Annotated in this window: 19 protein-coding genes and 1 other RNA gene; 9 read left to right on the plus strand and 11 right to left on the minus strand. The window is 36.9% G+C overall.

The window, feature by feature from the left end; all coding sequences use genetic code 11:
• Positions 1-158 precede the first annotated feature (158 nt).
• Genes C7K43_RS07260 through C7K43_RS07275 form a run of 4 tightly spaced genes read right to left on the minus strand, consistent with a single transcriptional unit; the run spans position 159 to position 2,990 of the window.
• Positions 159-914 carry a 16S rRNA (uracil(1498)-N(3))-methyltransferase gene (locus C7K43_RS07260; protein ID WP_124006261.1) on the minus strand — a complete coding sequence of 252 codons (756 nt, stop codon included), beginning with the start codon at positions 912-914 and terminating at the stop codon, positions 159-161.
• Between the two features lies 1 nt (position 915).
• Positions 916-1,863 carry a 50S ribosomal protein L11 methyltransferase gene (gene prmA, locus C7K43_RS07265; RefSeq protein ID WP_124006262.1) on the minus strand — a complete coding sequence of 316 codons (948 nt, stop codon included), beginning with the start codon at positions 1,861-1,863 and terminating at the stop codon, positions 916-918.
• A gap of 17 nt (positions 1,864-1,880) precedes the next feature.
• Positions 1,881-2,351 (minus strand): DUF3013 family protein, encoded by a 471-nt coding sequence (locus tag C7K43_RS07270; RefSeq protein ID WP_124006263.1) that lies wholly within the window; start codon positions 2,349-2,351, stop codon positions 1,881-1,883.
• A 6-nt stretch (positions 2,352-2,357) separates the two neighbouring features.
• A complete protein-coding gene (locus C7K43_RS07275; protein ID WP_124006264.1) occupies positions 2,358-2,990 on the minus strand; it encodes a DNA-3-methyladenine glycosylase in 633 nt (210 codons plus the stop codon).
• Between the two features lie 148 nt (positions 2,991-3,138).
• On the opposite strand from C7K43_RS07275, the gene C7K43_RS07280 reads away from it, so the two are divergent.
• From C7K43_RS07280 to ssrS, 3 genes are all read left to right on the plus strand, one after another.
• Positions 3,139-4,416, plus strand: a complete 1,278-nt coding sequence (locus C7K43_RS07280) for a replication-associated recombination protein A (protein ID WP_124006265.1) — start codon at positions 3,139-3,141, stop codon at positions 4,414-4,416.
• 263 nt (positions 4,417-4,679) lie between these two features.
• Positions 4,680-5,924, plus strand: coding sequence for a transposase (locus tag C7K43_RS07285; protein ID WP_124006266.1), 1,245 nt, complete (start codon positions 4,680-4,682; stop codon positions 5,922-5,924).
• 205 nt (positions 5,925-6,129) lie between these two features.
• Positions 6,130-6,325: non-coding RNA, 6S RNA (gene ssrS, locus C7K43_RS07290), on the plus strand.
• Positions 6,326-6,393: 68 nt separating this feature from the next.
• On the opposite strand, the gene C7K43_RS07295 is transcribed toward ssrS, so the two are convergent.
• Positions 6,394-6,828, minus strand: a complete 435-nt coding sequence (locus tag C7K43_RS07295) for a phosphate-starvation-inducible protein PsiE (protein WP_124006267.1) — start codon at positions 6,826-6,828, stop codon at positions 6,394-6,396.
• 44 nt (positions 6,829-6,872) lie between these two features.
• A complete protein-coding gene (locus C7K43_RS07300; RefSeq protein ID WP_124006268.1) occupies positions 6,873-8,231 on the minus strand; it encodes an IS4 family transposase in 1,359 nt (452 codons plus the stop codon).
• 406 nt (positions 8,232-8,637) lie between these two features.
• Between C7K43_RS07300 and C7K43_RS07305 the strand changes: the two genes are divergently transcribed.
• Positions 8,638-8,910, plus strand: a complete 273-nt coding sequence (locus tag C7K43_RS07305) for a hypothetical protein (RefSeq protein WP_124006269.1) — start codon at positions 8,638-8,640, stop codon at positions 8,908-8,910.
• A gap of 71 nt (positions 8,911-8,981) precedes the next feature.
• On the plus strand, positions 8,982-9,455 hold the full coding sequence (locus C7K43_RS07310; protein ID WP_124006270.1) for a universal stress protein: 474 nt from the start codon (positions 8,982-8,984) through the stop codon (positions 9,453-9,455).
• Between the two features lie 106 nt (positions 9,456-9,561).
• Here the strand turns inward: C7K43_RS07310 and C7K43_RS07315 are convergent, their stop codons facing one another.
• Together C7K43_RS07315 and C7K43_RS07320 are read right to left on the minus strand one after the other, a co-directional pair.
• Positions 9,562-11,145 (minus strand): ABC transporter, encoded by a 1,584-nt coding sequence (locus tag C7K43_RS07315; RefSeq protein ID WP_124006271.1) that lies wholly within the window; start codon positions 11,143-11,145, stop codon positions 9,562-9,564.
• The gene (locus tag C7K43_RS07320; protein WP_124006272.1) at positions 11,138-11,887 is read right to left on the minus strand and encodes an ABC transporter ATP-binding protein; all 750 of its coding nucleotides are present in this window, start codon (positions 11,885-11,887) and stop codon (positions 11,138-11,140) included. The genes C7K43_RS07315 and C7K43_RS07320 overlap by 8 nt, the downstream gene beginning before the upstream one ends.
• A gap of 319 nt (positions 11,888-12,206) precedes the next feature.
• Here C7K43_RS07320 and C7K43_RS07325 point away from each other — a divergent pair, with 319 nt between their 5' ends.
• From C7K43_RS07325 to C7K43_RS07335, 3 genes are read left to right on the plus strand one after another with little or no spacing between them, the layout of a single operon-like run.
• The gene (locus C7K43_RS07325; protein WP_124006273.1) at positions 12,207-12,809 is read left to right on the plus strand and encodes a TetR/AcrR family transcriptional regulator; all 603 of its coding nucleotides are present in this window, start codon (positions 12,207-12,209) and stop codon (positions 12,807-12,809) included.
• A 54-nt stretch (positions 12,810-12,863) separates the two neighbouring features.
• Entirely contained in the window at positions 12,864-13,487 is a 624-nt protein-coding gene (locus tag C7K43_RS07330; protein ID WP_124006274.1) for a GNAT family N-acetyltransferase, read from the plus strand.
• A 52-nt stretch (positions 13,488-13,539) separates the two neighbouring features.
• Positions 13,540-13,929, plus strand: coding sequence for a hypothetical protein (locus C7K43_RS07335; protein WP_124006275.1), 390 nt, complete (start codon positions 13,540-13,542; stop codon positions 13,927-13,929).
• 122 nt (positions 13,930-14,051) lie between these two features.
• Here C7K43_RS07335 and C7K43_RS07340 read toward each other — a convergent pair whose 3' ends face one another.
• Positions 14,052-14,888 carry a Cof-type HAD-IIB family hydrolase gene (locus tag C7K43_RS07340; protein WP_124006276.1) on the minus strand — a complete coding sequence of 279 codons (837 nt, stop codon included), beginning with the start codon at positions 14,886-14,888 and terminating at the stop codon, positions 14,052-14,054.
• Positions 14,889-15,009: 121 nt separating this feature from the next.
• The gene (locus C7K43_RS07345) at positions 15,010-15,819 is read right to left on the minus strand and encodes an aldo/keto reductase family protein (protein ID WP_124006277.1); all 810 of its coding nucleotides are present in this window, start codon (positions 15,817-15,819) and stop codon (positions 15,010-15,012) included.
• 245 nt (positions 15,820-16,064) lie between these two features.
• Between C7K43_RS07345 and C7K43_RS07350 the strand changes: the two genes are divergently transcribed.
• Positions 16,065-16,844 carry a hypothetical protein gene (locus C7K43_RS07350; protein WP_124006278.1) on the plus strand — a complete coding sequence of 260 codons (780 nt, stop codon included), beginning with the start codon at positions 16,065-16,067 and terminating at the stop codon, positions 16,842-16,844.
• A gap of 109 nt (positions 16,845-16,953) precedes the next feature.
• On the opposite strand, the gene C7K43_RS07355 is transcribed toward C7K43_RS07350, so the two are convergent.
• On the minus strand, positions 16,954-17,796 hold the full coding sequence (locus tag C7K43_RS07355; RefSeq protein ID WP_124006279.1) for an aldo/keto reductase: 843 nt from the start codon (positions 17,794-17,796) through the stop codon (positions 16,954-16,956).
• Between the last annotated feature and the right edge of the window lie 145 nt (positions 17,797-17,941).

A 17,941-nucleotide genomic window follows, 5' to 3' on the forward strand; every position in this document is an offset into this window, starting at 1 on the left:
TAAAAAGGTCTGGGCATTTTTACCCAGACACTTTTGCTTATTTATATACAAAAGAAGAAAAAGACAATCAAACAAACACTACTGTAAAAAAGCGCTTGTTCTTGCCAGTCGACAATCTTATTATACAATAAATTCTTAGTTTTTTTCAAATATTCAAGCTATTTATTAAGAAGTTCTAGGTGATAACTAATCGCACTCAATACATATAATGGCGCCGTTTCGGCTCGTAATATTCTAGGGCCTAGTCCACAAAGTAGTGCCTGATTTTGCTCAAAAGAAGTGATCTCTTCTGGTAAAAAACCACCTTCTGGACCAAAAATTGCTAGCACTCGACTTTTAGGCTGGATTCTTTGCAGCAGCTCGGCCAGCGCGGCAGTCTCACCTTGTTTAGCGGACTCTTCGTAAGCAACTAAAATATAATCAAATTGCGAAAAAAGAGACAAAAAATCTTTTTCGTTAGCTAAAAGCGTAACTTCAGGCAAAAAGCTCCGCTGGGATTGTTCAGCTGCTTCTTGCGCAATTTTTGTTAATCGTTGTTGTTTTTTAGCTAACTTTTTTTGATCCCACTTTACTACAGAAGTTTTAGCCGGAAAGCCAATAAATTCAGCGGCTCCCAGCTCGGTTGCTTTTTGCACAATCCAGTCAAATTTATCTCCTTTGGGATAGCCACAGGCAACGGTCACCACTAGCGGCAATTCTTTTTCCTGCTTTTCTTTAGCAAGTTCTTTAACAAATACTTCATGCTCATTAATCGTCGTAATTTCAGCTTGAATAGTCACTTGGTTAGCAAAAACCAGATAAAACTGGTCACCTTCTTGCATACGCATCACGCGAATAATATGATGGTAAGCCTCGCCATTTATGCGATAAGTGCTTTTCTTCTCATATATCTCATCCGTAAAATAGCGTTGCATGTTAATTATCCTCCGTTTTTTTAAACGTTAAGGCGTACCAGTCTTTTTGTTGAAAAATCTGATCAATCATAAAACCTTGTGCTTGCATAGCGTCCATAACATCTTGTTTTTTGGCTTCAATAATTCCCGAGACAATCAAAGTTCCATTTGATTTTAATAAGCGCCAAGCATCCGGCAGCATTTTGATAATAATATCAGCTAAAATGTTTGCTACAATGACATCTGCCTTTTGGTCCACATTAGCAAGTAGATCATTCGCTTTGACCTGAATATTTTTGGCAGCTGGGTTAAGTGCCATATTTTCTTTAGCAGCTTTAACCGCTACCTCATCCAAATCATAAGCGACTACTTCTTTGGCGCCTAGAAAACTAGCAGCAATACTTAACACACCAGAACCGGTACCTACATCAAGGACGGTTTCCCCTCCACGCAAAACAGTTTCTAAGGCTTGTAAAGTTAGACGTGTCGTCGGATGAGTTCCAGTACCAAAGGCCATTCCCGGATCTAGCGTAATCACTTGTTCTTTGGAATCTGTTGTTTGATATTCTTCCCAGCTAGGTTTAATCGTCAAAAATCGTGAAATTCGCACAGGATGATAGTACTTTTTCCAAGCAGTGGCCCAGTCTTTTTCAGCGACTTCTGTCACCTCTATTTCATTGTTGCCAATGGGTAACCCGAAATCAGGTAACTTATTAATCCTTTCTTTGATAGCAGGCAAAATTTCTGGTACAAAAATTGTTTCAGGAAAATAGGCCTTAACATAAGCGCCCTCGTTTAACGAAGTAATCATTTCTGCTTCGACAATTTCACCAAAGCCATCGCTTTGAAAATTTTCAATATCTTTGGCATCTTCAATCGCTACACCACTTGCGCCAGCTTCCATCAAGATATTAGCGACTGCTTCAACCGCTTCACTGGTAGTTTCTACTTTGATTTCATTCCATTTCATCTAAGGGCAACCTCCAATTAATAGTTAGGGTATGGCAGATAAGTAGACGGGCTTTTTTTTACGTATGTTTCAAAAGCTTTGCTATCAAATGTTAATTCAAACGTTTCTTCTTCGCTTGTTAAAAAGTCTAGTAAATCGCTTTGTCCCTCATCTAAAATTTCTTTAACATAGTCAACTAATCCAGCGATTTTATTTTGCTCCATTCCTTTTTTTCCCTTAAAAGGAAGCACAGCTAAAAAGTCATCTGGATTAAATTGTGATTTTTGCGGATCATAAAGCAAAATAGCATCTTCAAACTCGATGACTTCTTTATCTGAAATTACTCCTTGGACATCATTAATAACCTCTTGCGAGCGGTTTTCCGCAAATAATTGTACTATAATTTCGAAAGTATGATTTTTAACATCCCAATCAAGTGCTGTCTCATAATCTGCTAATTTGTTTTCCATCTGTTTTTCTAAAAAACTTAGCATTGTTTCTTTTGCCATAGTGTCTTAGTTCCTTTCTTCCCGCCAGCCGCGTTCAGGATCAATCTGATCGCGCCGAATTTTGGTTATATAAGGGTTGCCTCCTGCAACAAAACGCAAGGGCATATCCGTCCATTCACCTTTATTAGGAATGCCAATACGCGGCAGCGTCTCGATTTGTTTAGGAATTTTCCTTTTTTCTGGTACTAAATGTAATGCACTAGAAAAAATCGATTGACCGTACAGGTCTTTGGGTATGCCCAAAGCTTCAACCAATTTTCCGGGACCATTAGAAAGTTCACGGCCTGATTTGGCGCGTCTTTCTTCCATTTGTTCTTTCCCTTCAACAGGTTCAATGGCACGGATCATCACACCTTGTGGAATACCTTCGGGTTGTGTCACCATATTCAAAATTAAATGCGTATGCATCGTATATAAATAAATCGTGCCTGGATTTTGATACATCGCTTTTAAACTAGGTGTATTTTTCATCCCATAACTATGGGCTGCCATATCATCTGGTCCTAAGTATGCTTCGCAATCAACGATATAGCCTCCAAGTTTTCCTTGGGACGTTTCATGTTCGAGGTACATACCCACCAAAAAGCGAGCCACGTCCACCGTCGAACTTTTTTCAAAAATTTTTATTGTTTCTTTCATTTGTATCACCTACTGTCATCATACACAAAACATAGCACTCACGCCATCCTTTTTATTTAGTACTTAGCCAAAGCCTTTCATATATTAATAAGAAGAAATATGGAGATATGTTATACTGTGGGCAATGAAAAAAGAAAGAAGGATAAACATGCAGCAGCCACTAAGTTATCGTATGCGGCCGCAAAATTTAGATGAAGTGGTCGGCCAACAACATTTGGTGGGTAAAGGAAAGATTATCCGTCGTATGATTGATGCCCAAATGCTGTCATCTATGATTTTATATGGTCCACCAGGAACAGGAAAAACAAGTATTGCCAGTGCGATCGCTGGAACTACACAATACGCTTTTCGGATGCTCAACGCAGCGACTGATACAAAAAAAGACCTGCAAATTGTCGCAGAAGAAGCAAAGATGAGTGGTACAGTGATTTTACTATTAGATGAAGTCCATCGTTTAGATAAAACAAAACAAGATTTTTTATTGCCTCATTTAGAAAGCGGACGAATCATCATGATTGGGGCTACTACCGAGAACCCTTATATCACTATCAATCCGGCAATTAGAAGTCGGACACAAATTTTTGAAGTGCTCCCTTTAGATGAGACTGATCTCGCCCAAGCCATAGACGCAGCTTTAATTGATAAAGACCGAGGCCTGGGCAATTATTCTGTTATCTTAGATGAAAATGCCAAGCTACATTTGTGTCGTGCGGTTAATGGAGATTTACGCAGTGCATTAAATGGGCTCGAACTTGCCGTTAAATCTACACCTGCCAACGAGAGTGACCAAATTCATATCACCTTATCGATTATTGAAGAATGTATTCAAAAAAAGGCGCTGACCCATGATAAAGGCGGCGATGCACATTATGATGTAATTTCAGCTTTCCAAAAATCGATACGAGGAAGTGATGTAGACGCTGCATTGCACTATTTAGCAAGGTTAGTTGAAGCCGGCGATTTAGCTATCATTTGTCGTCGTTTAATGGTCATTGGTTATGAAGATATCGGTTTAGCCAATCCACAAGCTGCCGCTCGCTGTGTAGAGGCTGTCCTCGCTGCAGAAAAAATTGGGTTACCTGAAGCACGCATTCCACTAGCTGAAACAGTCGTTGATTTGTGCTTATCACCCAAATCAAATTCTGCTCATACAGCTTTAGATGAAGCAATCGCGGATGTCCAAGCTGGTAAAGCTGGCGATGTACCGGCTCATTTAAAAGATAGCCATTATAAAGGTGCCAAGGATTTAAACCGTGGGATTGGTTATAAGTACCCTCATAATTATGAAGATGCCTGGGTTAACCAACAGTATTTGCCAGATAAGCTAAAAAATACTTCCTATTATTCTCCTAAAGACACAGGAAAATACGAAAGAGCCCTGGCAATGCGTTACGAACAACTAAGCGAACGCGAAAATAAAGAATAGTGGTTAAAATAAGTAGTTGTAAAAAAGTTTAACTTAGTTCTAAAAGCACTTCAGGTTGTTGCCTCTTTTGAATTTACCCAAAATCTGAAGGGCCTATCCAATAAAAGAAAACTGCGCCGTTATCCCCAGTGGGAAACTGGGCAACGGCGCGGTTTTTCTTTATCCACAAGGCCAATCTGTGGACACAAAAAGCCTTCCGCTATGGTATTATTAAGTTGCACCAAAACAAACCATAAATAACGAAAGGCTAGGTGTATTATACCATGAATCCGACCGATATTTATCAAGTAAAACGAGATTTTTTTCAATTTTCCCAGAAACTCGCGCAAGGATTGGCCAAACCGGATCAAAAATTTATATTCGATATGATTTTTGGCATGGTCAAAAGCCAGTCCCCGCTCCTATCTGATATCGCACGCGCTTTAGAAGAGGATACGCGTCTTCTTTATACCGTGAAACGTTTGTCCCGTCGTGGGGCGGATTTTGACGATTTTCATCCCTTGCACCAAAATTATTTACAAACCATTCAACCTCATTTGCAGGAAGATATGCTGGTCATCGTCGATAACTCCGATATCACGAAGCCTTTCGGCGAACAATTTGAAGCGCTCGCTCGTGTTCATGACGGCTCGCGTGATGGCATAGAAAAAGGGTATATGTCAGCCAATATCGCCATTGCCTCCCCCAGGACGAAACATCCAATCCCGATTTATTCCCATTTGTTTTCGGCTGCGGAAGAATATTTTGACAGTACCAATGTGGAAACCTATAAAGGATTAAACCTGGTGAAGCATTTATTTCAAGAAAAACCCTATACGCTCGTTATGGATCGTGGGTACGATAGTAACGATATGTTCACATTTATGCACAAGCAAGACGCTTCCTTTATCGTTCGGCTCCAAGATAAGCGCTACCTAAAGTATCAGAATAAACGGATCAAGGTGCCTAACTTAGCGTTAAGAAGAAAAGGGAAAATCGCGTTTTCTTCGACCATTAAAGGCAAAAACTATGCGTTGAAAGTCTCTCATATTCCCGTAGAACTTCCCTGTTTACCGAAAGTTCCCTTAAATATGGTGGTCGTCTACGGCTACGGTCAAAAACCCATGAAATTATTGACCAATCACCCCATTAAGAACAAAGAAGACGTCCTAACGATCGTCAAAGCTTATATAACGCGTTGGCGGATTGAAGAAAATTTTCGGGTCCAAAAACAAGAATACCACTTAGAGAAAGTACGTACGCTCCACCTCAATAGCTTACGCTTGATCCATTGTTTCGTGAGTTATTTGATCGGGCATCATAGCCTATTATTAGAAAAAGAAACGTGCTATGTCAAACAAGTGCTTCATCGTGCCAAAGCCACGTTCTCGGACCAAAAGATCCGCTTGAAGCTGTACCGCTTCATTCGAGGGCTGGCCGAGATCCTTCGATTTGATTCGACGGGGATTCAAGCCTATAAAAGGGTGAAAAAACGGCCCAGGGCTCATCAACTCGCGCTCGCTGTGTGAAGCGTTCATTGAATATTTTTAAAAAACGCACATTATTTTGTGCGTGCTATTTGTGTGTCTTATTTTCGCAAAAGTAGCCCCTAATAATTGTTCAAAAGGAAAAACCAATAAAATAACATAGATTGCACGATCTTTTACGTAAAATGGGTAAATTCAAATTGCCTCTCTATTGCCACATTTGAAAGATTGTGCTACTATAGGTTTGGGAATTCTGTGATGTACGAGTTATCCATTTTTAGTATTGACCGAACATTTTTATTGATATATTGGGATCTGTTAGGTGCCAGCGTTAGCAGCACGCCTTTTCATTTGGTAGCTCGACACGTTGGCCATGGAACCCACCTGCTTAGACTTTGCGGGATCAATACTCCAGGACAATAAACGGCATCTACGGATATTACCCTTTTTAAAAAGTAAACCCCTTATCATATTTTGATAAGGGATTTTTTTATATCTACTTTTTCTCCATTTAAAAACCATCTTTTTCTTCTTCAGACGAACGCCTATGCGTATGAAAAGCTCTTACTCTTTCCAGTAAAAGTAAGTCAACGACCAAAATCAAAATGGCAAATGCTAACATTAAAGCGTCCAGTCCGCCACCATGTTCTAACAAAAGTTTCCTTGAAACAGCGGTAATCCCAATTAAAATAAGATAACGCACTGGTACATGATGCCCTTCTTTTACATAACGCAATAACATCAAAAATATTTCTAAAAGAATAAACCAGGTTGCGATCTCTTCAATCACATAATAAAGCTCATTCATTGAAGACATCTCTAGCACATGCGTAAAAATATCATAGATTGCCGTTCCCATCGCGATCAAAACAACAACAACTAGGACACCCAGCATAATATCAACGATTAAACTTGCAATCTTTTCAAAGCTATCGAATCGCTTCATCCATTCCCTCCTTTACCATTGCAGCTTTATGTTTTTTTAAATACTCAAGTTTCGCACACCAAATTAGGGAGATAAGCCTTGATATAATGAGGCAGAGTATCCACCCAGTGTTGGAGTTGACTTGTAATAAAATCTTGTAATTGTTTTCCAGACTCTTCGCTTACCACTTGGATAATATGAACCAATTCGATAAGGGCGGCGGACCAATCGAGCTCTTTTATTTGATCGCCCAGTTCATAAAATAAACCGCCTAAAGTCCGCTCGTCATTGGCACAGCGCTGTTGCCAGCTTAATAAAATGTACCGCGTGAATACAATGGTGGTATGACAAATCAAGGCTTGATAATGCCGTGTTTGCGTTTCTTTGGTTAGATTAAGCAGTGATTTTGAGGCCTTGAAAAATGTTTCGATGTCCCATCTGACCGAATAGGTTTTGACAATTTCTTGAGAAGATAAATCCAGATCATCGGTCATAATCGCCAACCAAGCACTTTTCTTATTATGATTTTTGACAAAAACGATTTTGACGGGATTTTTGCCAGAACTGGGTTTCACCACGATCGAGGAAATAATCGCTTCTTGTGTATATTCTTTTGTAGATTTCGCATAAAGTTCTTCCAATTTGTATAAACGTTGGTGAAAAAGATATTGGGTTTTTCCATTTTTCACCATCCCGATGGTGTGAATGCCCATTTCGTGTAGTTGATCCATCATTTTAGGAGAGGTAAACCATTTATCCATCAACACATGGGTGGCGTAAATCCCTTGGTCCAAGGCACGTTGAACCATCTCAAGGGCCACTTCTGGCATCTTTTGACTGGATTCTTTGAACCGTTTCGCTCCTACGGTTCGTTGGTCTTTTTCTGTTATGGCTTGGTTAACTTTTTTCTGGCCGGAAAGCAAACCAAAATCAATCGGAATAAAAGAATAGCCATCGGAAAAGCCTAAAGTAAGCATACGATACCCTTTGTAACCTTGTTTGAGCGCATGATCCCAAAGACGAGCCAAACCCGGCACCTCTTGGCTGCGGTTACGATAAAAGGTCGAATCATCCAGAATCAACGTACGAAGATGGGTCTTCGTATCCGTTAAAGCATGAAGCTTTTCGATGACAGAGGCACTAAACCGAAGTAAAAACAGACGCCAGTTGTTATGTGGGTCATTCATCCATCGATAAACGATATCTTTTTTCATATATTGGTCCCCTTCCCGTCCGCTAAGCACTTGATTTAAAGTTTTTCCTTTAAAAACGAGGCTAAAGAGAAAAGTGAAGAGGACAGCCACCGAGTACCCTTTTTGTTTACTAATATGGGCTTGTTTTAAAAATTGTGTGACTTTTAATTCAGAAAAAAGGGCTTTTATTTCATTCGGTAATTGATTTTTAACGTCTTTTAAGTGTACCATAAGGGTAAGAGCTCCTTTGTTTTTGGTTTGTGGTTAAATCAATTATAAAACAAAAGGAGTTCTTTTTGTATAAGAAGATAAGAAGTCAAGTCTATAATTTTTCCGGCTCAAGAGCTGACGAAACCGTTGTTTAGTATCATTTTACATGTGCGAAACTTGAGTTAAATATACGAAAAAATAAGGATTCATTTTTTAGCAGTTATTAACGAAAAATGAAGAAAACGAGTGGGAAATTAAATATTTAGCTTATAGGATTATGAAAAGGCCTACACATATTATATTATAAAAAAGAAATAAAAAGAATTATTTTTTTACAAAAAAACAATTTAAATACTTTAAGCTATGAGTTGCCCATTATTCATTCTTCCCTTATAATTTAAGTAAATGCAAGCCAAAGGAGTCTTTGATGATTATTATTTTATTATCCATTATGGCAGTGGTTTTAGTTACTATGGGAGTCCTGCTGTATACAAAACAAGCAATCTTTTTTTCTTTAATCATTGAAAACTCGCAAAATAGAACATTTTTACGTACTTTTGGTATAATATTTATTATTTTAGGTATTTTATGTCTATTCGTTGGTTTTTTGAATCATTTGGAATGGGCCATTACGTTTCTATGTGGAATGTTAATAGTATCAGGAATTTTTAGCTTTTTGCTTTCCAGAAAAATGCGATAAGTCAAGAAGTTTTTATTTTTCCAGTAAAAAAGGGTACAATAGAGTTAGAAATAAAGAAAGGTCGTGGTGTGATGTTACAACAATATCAAAAGATTATGGTAGCCGTTGATGGTTCCAATGAAGCAGAATTAGCATTTCAAAAAGCAGTTAACATTGCCAAGCGTAATCACGCAAGCTTACTGTTGGTTCATATTATTGACACAAGAGCATTCCAAGATATAAATTCATTTGATTCAATGTTAGCAGAACAAGCGACTGATTTAGCCAAACAATCATTGGCAGACTATAGTGACTATGCCCAAAAAAGCGGCATTGAAAAAGTTGAAACCGAAATTGAATACGGTTCTCCGAAAGTGATTATTGCCAAACAAATTCCACAGGATAAAGCAGTTGATTTAATTATTTTAGGGGCAACTGGATTGAATGCCGTTGAACGTTTATTCATCGGTTCGGTATCCGAATATGTAACTCGAAATGCTCTATGCGACGTTTTGATTGTACGTACCGATGCTGAGAACAAAAAACCAGAAAATGAAGATGACTAAATAAAACCAAGCGAGTTCAAGTGAACTCGCTTGGTTTTTCAATTTTATTCGTCATTTTTCCTACTTATCATTCAAACTTCTATCTATTTTAACTTCGCACTGCAGTCTATACTAATTTTTTCCAGAAACTTTTTTGATAATGGCGATACCAAAGGAAGCTGCCTGTGATAAAAACTGCACCAACTGCCATATTAATGCCTAACGGTGATAGTAAAGCTACAGCAAAACCATATATTACCAGTACAATCACACTCAGAAAAACCGAACCAACCATTGTAGTCACTAAACCTAAATTACCAGCACCACGAGCAAATAACTGGCTAATTTCTGTCCAATCCAACAATAATAAACGGTAATCGCGACTAAAATAACGTAAACTAATCAGATAAGTCCCAACAGCACCTCCGCAAAGTGCACTAATCAAATGCAGCAATGGCATACGAAGCACTAATCCCATGATCACAACAACACTACTGGTCAAAGCAAGCTGCAATAAGTAAGCAAAGTGGAATTTCTCTTGCAAATAACCTTTCATTGATAACGGCAAGGATTGGATAAATGAAAAATTCTCTTTATCCAAGGAAATCATATTCGCTGCAAAAGAAGTTTGGTTTACCATAATACTTGCAAGCGCAACTCCGCCTAAAAATGTTACACCAGCAAACTGCGGACCAATCATTCTTAAATCAATTTGACCACTAAAAGCAAATGTAATCGTAAAAATTAGTGGCATCAAGATAGAATTAGAAAATACTTGCATTAGTAAACTCGGATTACGGATCAATTGTACATTATAGTGAAGCAACAATTGGCGCAAACTTTGATTGACTTTATGCCTTCTTTTAGCTGTCCTATTGTTAGATGACGAATCAATCAACTGCTCATATAATTTAGGTAATAACAATTTAGCGAACAAAATGATTAAACCCGCCAATAAGACCACTAGGCCAAGTAAACTTAATAATCCTTCAGTTCTTAAAGGCTGTGAAGCTGCATAAAAAAAGGGCAATAAGAAACTAATTGTAGATCGATCTGTGAATGTTGTTCCGACCTGAGGGCTTTGCCAGCTCATAATCAAAATACCTAGTACAGCCACCACTGTAGAAACAATTAAAAGTAAACTTGTCATCATTTGTTTATGTTGTTTGAACAGTTTCGTTTTGGTCAAACCAAATACAATAAAGCTACAAATACTAAAAATAAGCCCTAAAAATAATAAAAATAGAACAACCGCAAACAAAACTGACCAAAGAACAAATACATTCGATTGTACTCCCGTCAAAACAAACAAGATAAAAACAGGAAGAATAAACGGCATAATCGTTAGCGAAACTACCGCAATTTTGGCCAGAAAAAGTTCATTCTGACGAAATGGAAGCGGTAAAAAACTTGGGAGATCCTGACTTTCAAAAAAGACATTATAAATAACTGAAATGCCTTGGGAAAAAGCGATAATACCAAAAAGCGCAATATAGTAGGTAAAATACCCTGGCAATTGACTAAAATCAAGGCCTAACATGGCAACGCCGTAAACCAATAAAAAAAGCAGTCCGGAACTTAAATATTGCATAGTTAAGGAACGTGTCAATGCGGCGCCATTTTTCCCTTTTTTCCTAGACTTGGAGGTTTGTTGCGGATTGGCATAACGTAAATTAACTTTGAGTAGTTCTTTTAACCGCGTATTACCCATCGTCTCCCTCCGCTTCTGTATTGCTTGATTTACCAGTCATTTCCAAGTAAATTGATTCGAGCGATTCATTAGGTGACTGCGCTAATAGAGCAGTTACTGTCCCATTATAGATCAGCTTGCCTTTTTTTAGTATCGCCAATTCATCGCACAATTGCTGAGCTGTTGCTAGATCGTGGGTCGAAAAAATCACTGTTTTCCCTGCATCTGCATGGGCCCGCATCATTTGCTTTAAATCATAAGCAGCTTGCGGATCTAATCCTTGAATTGGTTCATCTAAAACCCAAATGGCTGGATCAGACAACAGAGCGCCGATAATAATCGTTTTTTGCCGCATACCATGTGAAAAACTGCCGATCGTTTCGTCTTGATGTTCAGCCATATCAAAAAGTTCGGTGAATTTTTTTAACTGTGTTTCTTTTTGAGTCTCTTCCAAAGAAAATGCTGCCGCCATTAAATCCCAATATTCAGCCGCAGTTAATTGTAAAAACAAATCAGGTGTATCTGGAACATAACCAATTTTTTCTTTTATTTGTAAACGGTGTTCCGTTAATTTTTGTTGATCAACGATAATTTCACCCGCTGTAGGTTCAATAATACTAACAAGACTCTTGATCGTAGTTGATTTTCCAGCACCATTATGTCCGAGAAAGCCAAAAACTTTGCCCTCTTTTATCGTTAAATTCAAATCATCCAGTGCTTTGGTCTGTCCATACTCTTTACTTATTCCATTTAATTCAATCATTGATTCAACTCCTTTTCCCTTGTTTACCATAACTGAATAACGATTGCAATATTCGATTATTTTTTCACCGCTTTTAACTCCTATTTTTCTCACAAGAATGGATTGAAAAAGGATTTACTTGAACTTTATATAAAAAAGCACGAACCATCGTTAAATTATCAATGATAATAGAAAAATATACGGTCTTTTCATTTCACATTTTTGCGACCTTTACCGTAATCCCAACTTCCATTTAACAAAAATTTGCAAAGAAAGCTTTTTCATACTATAATTAGTAAAACGAACGGTCAGTTTATAAAGGCAAATGAGGTAAAAACTTATGGCTAGACCCAAAGGACAAGGTAAAAAAACAAAAGACCTGATTGCGGAAAAAGCAAAAGTTATATTTGAACAAAAAGGGTACGTGGGGACTTCAATGGAAGACATTCGTAAATATAGTCAGATAAGCAAAGGTAGCATCTATTATCACTTTAAAAATAAGGAAGAATTATTTTTATATACAGTAGAAAAAACTTCTAAGAACTGGAGAACAAGGTGGGAGGACCATGCGAATAACATTGAATCAGCCACAGAAAAGCTTTATCTACTAGCAAAATATTATGCTTCAGACATGCAAAATGCTTTATCGTATACCGTTCCAGAATATATGGCTACCCAAAACATAGATACGGTAATGAAAAATAAGATATTTGAGTTGATAAAACCAGAATTTGAAGTGTTTTATCAAATTCTTGCTGAAGGCATTCAACATAATGAATTTGAAAGTAGACAATCCCCAGAAAATTTAGCTTATATCCTATATAGCACACTTACTGGTTTAAGCATTACCCAGTTTATTGGTTATAACGATGAACAATTTTTTGCACTCTATCAAAGCGCTATCGACATTTTTCTAAAAGGAATAGTAACTGAATCGGATTAGTGTACAAGTAGTTATAAAGGTAGATTAAAACAATTAAAGAAAGAGGTGATTTAAATGGAAAGCCATGAAATCAAGGTAATACCAATGATAAACGCCAAAAAAGATATATCACATGAGATTGCCGCCGTTTTTGTTGATGGATATAAAAAAGAATTAGCGTTTCTTTCAGCCAATCAAGAAAAATTAATTGAAGCATTTGAAAAAATGTTATGTCCAGAGGTATTTTATTTTGCTACATTAAAAGACGAAATCGTTGGGATCTTAGCTTGCTCTAATAATCAGAACCGAGCGCTGACAATCGATGAGACAGTCTTGGCAAACTCATTTGGTGATGAAAAAGGAAAGACAATTTATCAGTATATAAAAGACGATTTTAACAAACGACTACCTTACAGTGATAGCACGGGCTATATTGAGTGTGTCGCTACTGCTACTAAAGCCAGAGGTAGAGGCGTATCAACTGCTTTAATAAACGATGTATTAAAAACAGAAAATTACCACCGTTATGTTTTAGAAGTCACCGACACAAACGCCATTGCCTATCGTTTATATAAAAAGTTAGGTTTTGTAGAATTCAAACGTGAAAAAGAGAAATACGCTGGAATGGTAGACTTTGATGAGAGGATCTTTATGGAACTGTATAATATTAATGAACAAACAGAAAACAATGCCGACTAGAGAAACAACTAACAATTTTCTAAACTAACGTATTGTACGAGGAGGTTATGTAATGGAAAACGATTTGGTTGCTATATCTTCAATTATTGTAGCGGTTATCTTTGTGTCTCTTGCAATTTTTCAAGAATTACTTACACTTGGTTTTCCCCTTGGGGAGTTTACATTAGGCGGATACCACAAGATTCTACCTAAAAAATTACGTACTGTGAGTACTATTAGTTCTTTGATCCTCTTATTCATGGCGGTAGTTGTTCTAAAACACGCTAAGATATTCAATGGTTTATACTTTTTACCTACCAATATACTCATGTGGATTATCACAATTGCTCTGGGTTTAATGACTTTAGCAAACTTTATATCTCAAAGTAATAAAGAAAAATATACTATGACTCCACTGTCAGGCATTACTTTTCTATTATGTTTATATATTACTTTAGCATAGAAATTTTCGGACAGTTGAATGAAAAACTGCCAAAGCATCAATTTGTTTACTAGCAGCGGAAAATTTCAATCAAGTACACAAAAAAGATGGGACTTCTTTGGAGGAAGTTCCACCTTTTTATTTTAAGAAAGATATTTTTCTAAGGTATGAGCAATACCATCTTCATTATTAGACAAAGTGATTTCATCAGCTATTTGCTTTAGATCTGTTGTAGCATTATCCATTGCTACTCCAACGCCAGCATATTCGATCATCGCTTGATCATTTTGTCCATCACCAAATGCCATTAGTTCTTCTTTTCTTAAATTTAACCTAGGTAAAGTCGCAGCAATTGCTTTTGCTTTGGTAATACCTGCATCCGTAAACTCAAAATAAAACGGCGCTGAAAAAAGTGCACTGACTTGGCCTTCAAACGGTCGCATCATCTCTTTATAATGTTGATTTAAATAATCAGGATCTGCTGCTACCAAAATTTTATACAAAGAAAAATCGCAAAAACCTGCTAAATCATTGACTTCACATAGTTTGTAACCACCAGCTCTTGCTTCGTATTCAATAATATTCATGTCTCCATCTGGTAAATGAATCGTATTATCAAAAACGTCATTAACGTACATATAATTTTGATGACAAATCATCGGTTTTACATCAAATGCTTTTAAATGTTCTAAAATAGCTTTGGAAGTCTCCGACGGTAAAGGTTGTTCAAACAATACTTCGTTCGTTTGGTAATCAAGAACATGAGCACCATTAAATGAAAGCCCAACGCCATCATACTTTTCCATCGCCAATTCTTCTGCATATTTGAACAAACCAGGTGTAGGCCTGCCTGACGCTAGTATTACTTTAATTCCTTGCTTTTGCGCTTCAACCAAAGCAGCTTTCGTTTTTTCAGTTATTCTCTTCTCTTCATTGAGCAATGTTCCATCCATATCCATTGCAATTGCTTTAATTGTCATCATTTACCTCCAATTTTCCAACTCTTTACATAGTAGCGGAAAATTGAAGTAGTTGCAAATCCTCTTATAAAAAGGATAAGGCGTACAGCTCAAGCTCTATACCTTACCTTTTTTATCATTTTTATTGTTGACTAATCAATTGTTTATCTTCTTCTGTAAGTTCGAAATCGAATACAGCTAGATTTTGTTTCTGCCGTTCTTGATTGTGCGATTTTGGAATAACCACAACGCCTCGTTCAATTTGATAACGCAAAACTACTTGGGCCCAGGTTTTATTATATTTTTCACCGATTTTACGCAATGTTTCTTGCGCATCATCACTAACCCCTTTTAGCGGGCCCCATGCTTCTGGCACAACTTGATGCTCTAAAGAATAATTGACAATCTCATCATTCCAGTTTCCAGGATGAGATTCAACTTGGTTCACAGCTGGTTTAATCCGGCTATTTTCTATGATATAGCCTAATTCTGTTTCATTAAAGTTAGAAACGCCAATCGCTTTTAATGTTCCTTTATCGACATAGCTTTCTAACACCCGCCACATCGATAATATTTGATCAAGATTATCCCATGGATGGTGAATCAAATACAAGTCAATATAATCTGTATCTAATGCTTTCAAGCTTTGTTCGACACCCTTTTTGACTGCCTCTTCGTCAGCATAATATTCTTCTTTTCCCGGAATTTTAGAAGTAATAAAAAACTCACTACGATCTTTATCACTTTCTTGTAAAGCTTTCCCTAGTACTGATTCATTCCGATAAGAAATAGCCGTATCAAAATGACGATAGCCTGAACGAATAGCTGCTAGAATTTCAGAAGTATCCCCATTAATTTCGCCCATGTAATTATTATCAACTTTACCAAAAGTATTCGTGCCACTACCGACAATTGGTAATTTTATTCCTGTATTTAATGTCACAGTTTCCATATCAAAAAAGCCTCCTTATTATTTCTACAATTTCAGTTTACTAGTATTTGACCAAAGCAGCAAACAAAAGGGTATCTTGCGTAGCCGTACAAATGTTGACCAACTAAAATCTTCTTCTCAACAATAATTACATCTTTAGACTTTAATAAGCTGATAACTATTAGGCATTATTTGCTTTTTAGTGCCTTTAACTATATATTTAATGATATACATATCAATAACTATGATATTAAGGAGTGACAATGATGTCCATTAACGCTGAACTTGCTTTAAATGATAAGAAAGCTGAAATAACTTTAACAGATACGGACAGTCAGGTAATTATTTTTTATTCACGAGAAGCTCTCAATTACGATCAAAGCGGTTTTTATCTGTTATTTAAAGAAAAACAGCTCAAGTCAATTCATTCTGTTTTAGAAGAAAAACTTGCTATAAAAGCAGATACCTTTGTTCAAGTCATCCCTCCAAAAAATTTGGATAGTAATCGTTTAATCCAGCAACTGGCTGACATAACACAGGAAAATAATGGACAGACAACCCCAGATGGGTTATCAAAAACGTCAAAAAATCGACTACCAGCAATGAATGATTATTTAGCAGATCTCATGTTACTCTTAGAAAAATTTGGTTTTACACTCGTTCAGAAGAAACGCATTCCTGCTAAAGCCCCACATCGTTGGAATAAAACGTTAAGCGAAATAGAATTTTTTGTCGACGATTTTGATAGTCAGGCAACTGTCATCTGGCAAAAACGCAATGAAATGTTAATCAAAAAAGGGGCGCAGTTACGTAAGGAATACAAATTAAATAAAGATGGTTCCGTTGGTTTAGACGCCCGAATGGGGACACAATTACGTGATGAACAAAAAGACAAAGTACAAAATTTTACTACAACGGAAGATATTATTTTAAAAAGCGTCAATGAAGTCGGTTTATTTCTTTACTATGGTGGAACCAATAGTTGGCTTGTATTAAAAGATAAGGATAATAAAACAATTGATGAATGGTCTGTGGTAAAAGATTAATGCATATTCAGCTTAAACTATAATTCTAGTAACAAGACTTTTAATAATAATTTTCTTACAAATAAATCCCCTGCTATTAAAAACACCATAGCAGGGGGATTTTAAGTTTTTATTTATTATCAGGATCTGGGCCTGTTCCAGCGGTCCCTTTTAAGTTATCAATAGCTTTCATGTCTTTATCGCTTAATTCAAAATCAAAAATTTGGGCATTTTCGATAATCCGGTCTTCATGAACAGATTTAGGCAATGGTAAGAAACCATGTTGTAAACTCCAACGTAAGACAATTTGAGCAATTGTTTTATTATAAACACTAGCTAATACATTTAGTTCATCAACATCAAAGATTTTCCCTGTACCTAGCGGACTGTACGCTTCACTTAAAATATCATGTTTCTTGTTATAAGCAACAAGTTCTTCTTGCTGGTCACTTGGGTTTAAGAAAATTTGATTGGCAACCGGCTTAATTTTCGCTGTTTTCAATAAAGCCTCGATATGATGTTCTAAGAAATTTGATACTCCTAAGGAACGAATTTTACCCGCATCCACGGCTTCTTCCATGGCACGCCAAGTATCTGCGTTGGCTTCTTGCCAATGATCTTTAAACTCGCTCGGATTAGGCCAGTGGATCAAATATAAATCAACATAATCTAGCCCTAGTTTTTCTAATGATTCATCAATGGCTTTTTTAGCCAGTTCGTAAGAATGATTGGCATTCCATAATTTGGTTGTGACAAATAACTCGTCACGAGCAACGCCACTTTTAGCAATCCCGCGGCCAACAGATTCTTCATTGCCATAAATCGCTGCAGTATCTATATGACGATAACCGGCATTTAAAGCTGCTAAAACAGAAGATTCAGCAACATCGCCATCCGGTGTTTGCCAAGTTCCAAAACCTACCACAGGAATTTTCACTCCATTTGATAAAGTATACGTATCTGTTAAACTCATTTAATCTCTCCTTCAATTTTTGTCCTTATAAAAATCATAAGATGACCACCTTAGAATGTCAACTCTTATGGATGTCCTAGACTTGGCTAAAACTCCCACTCTTAGTGCGCATTTAATTTTTGGTAATACTTTTTTGAAGCCCTAC

The organism is Tetragenococcus koreensis (assembly GCF_003795145.1).
Taxonomy (GTDB): domain Bacteria; phylum Bacillota; class Bacilli; order Lactobacillales; family Enterococcaceae; genus Tetragenococcus; species Tetragenococcus koreensis.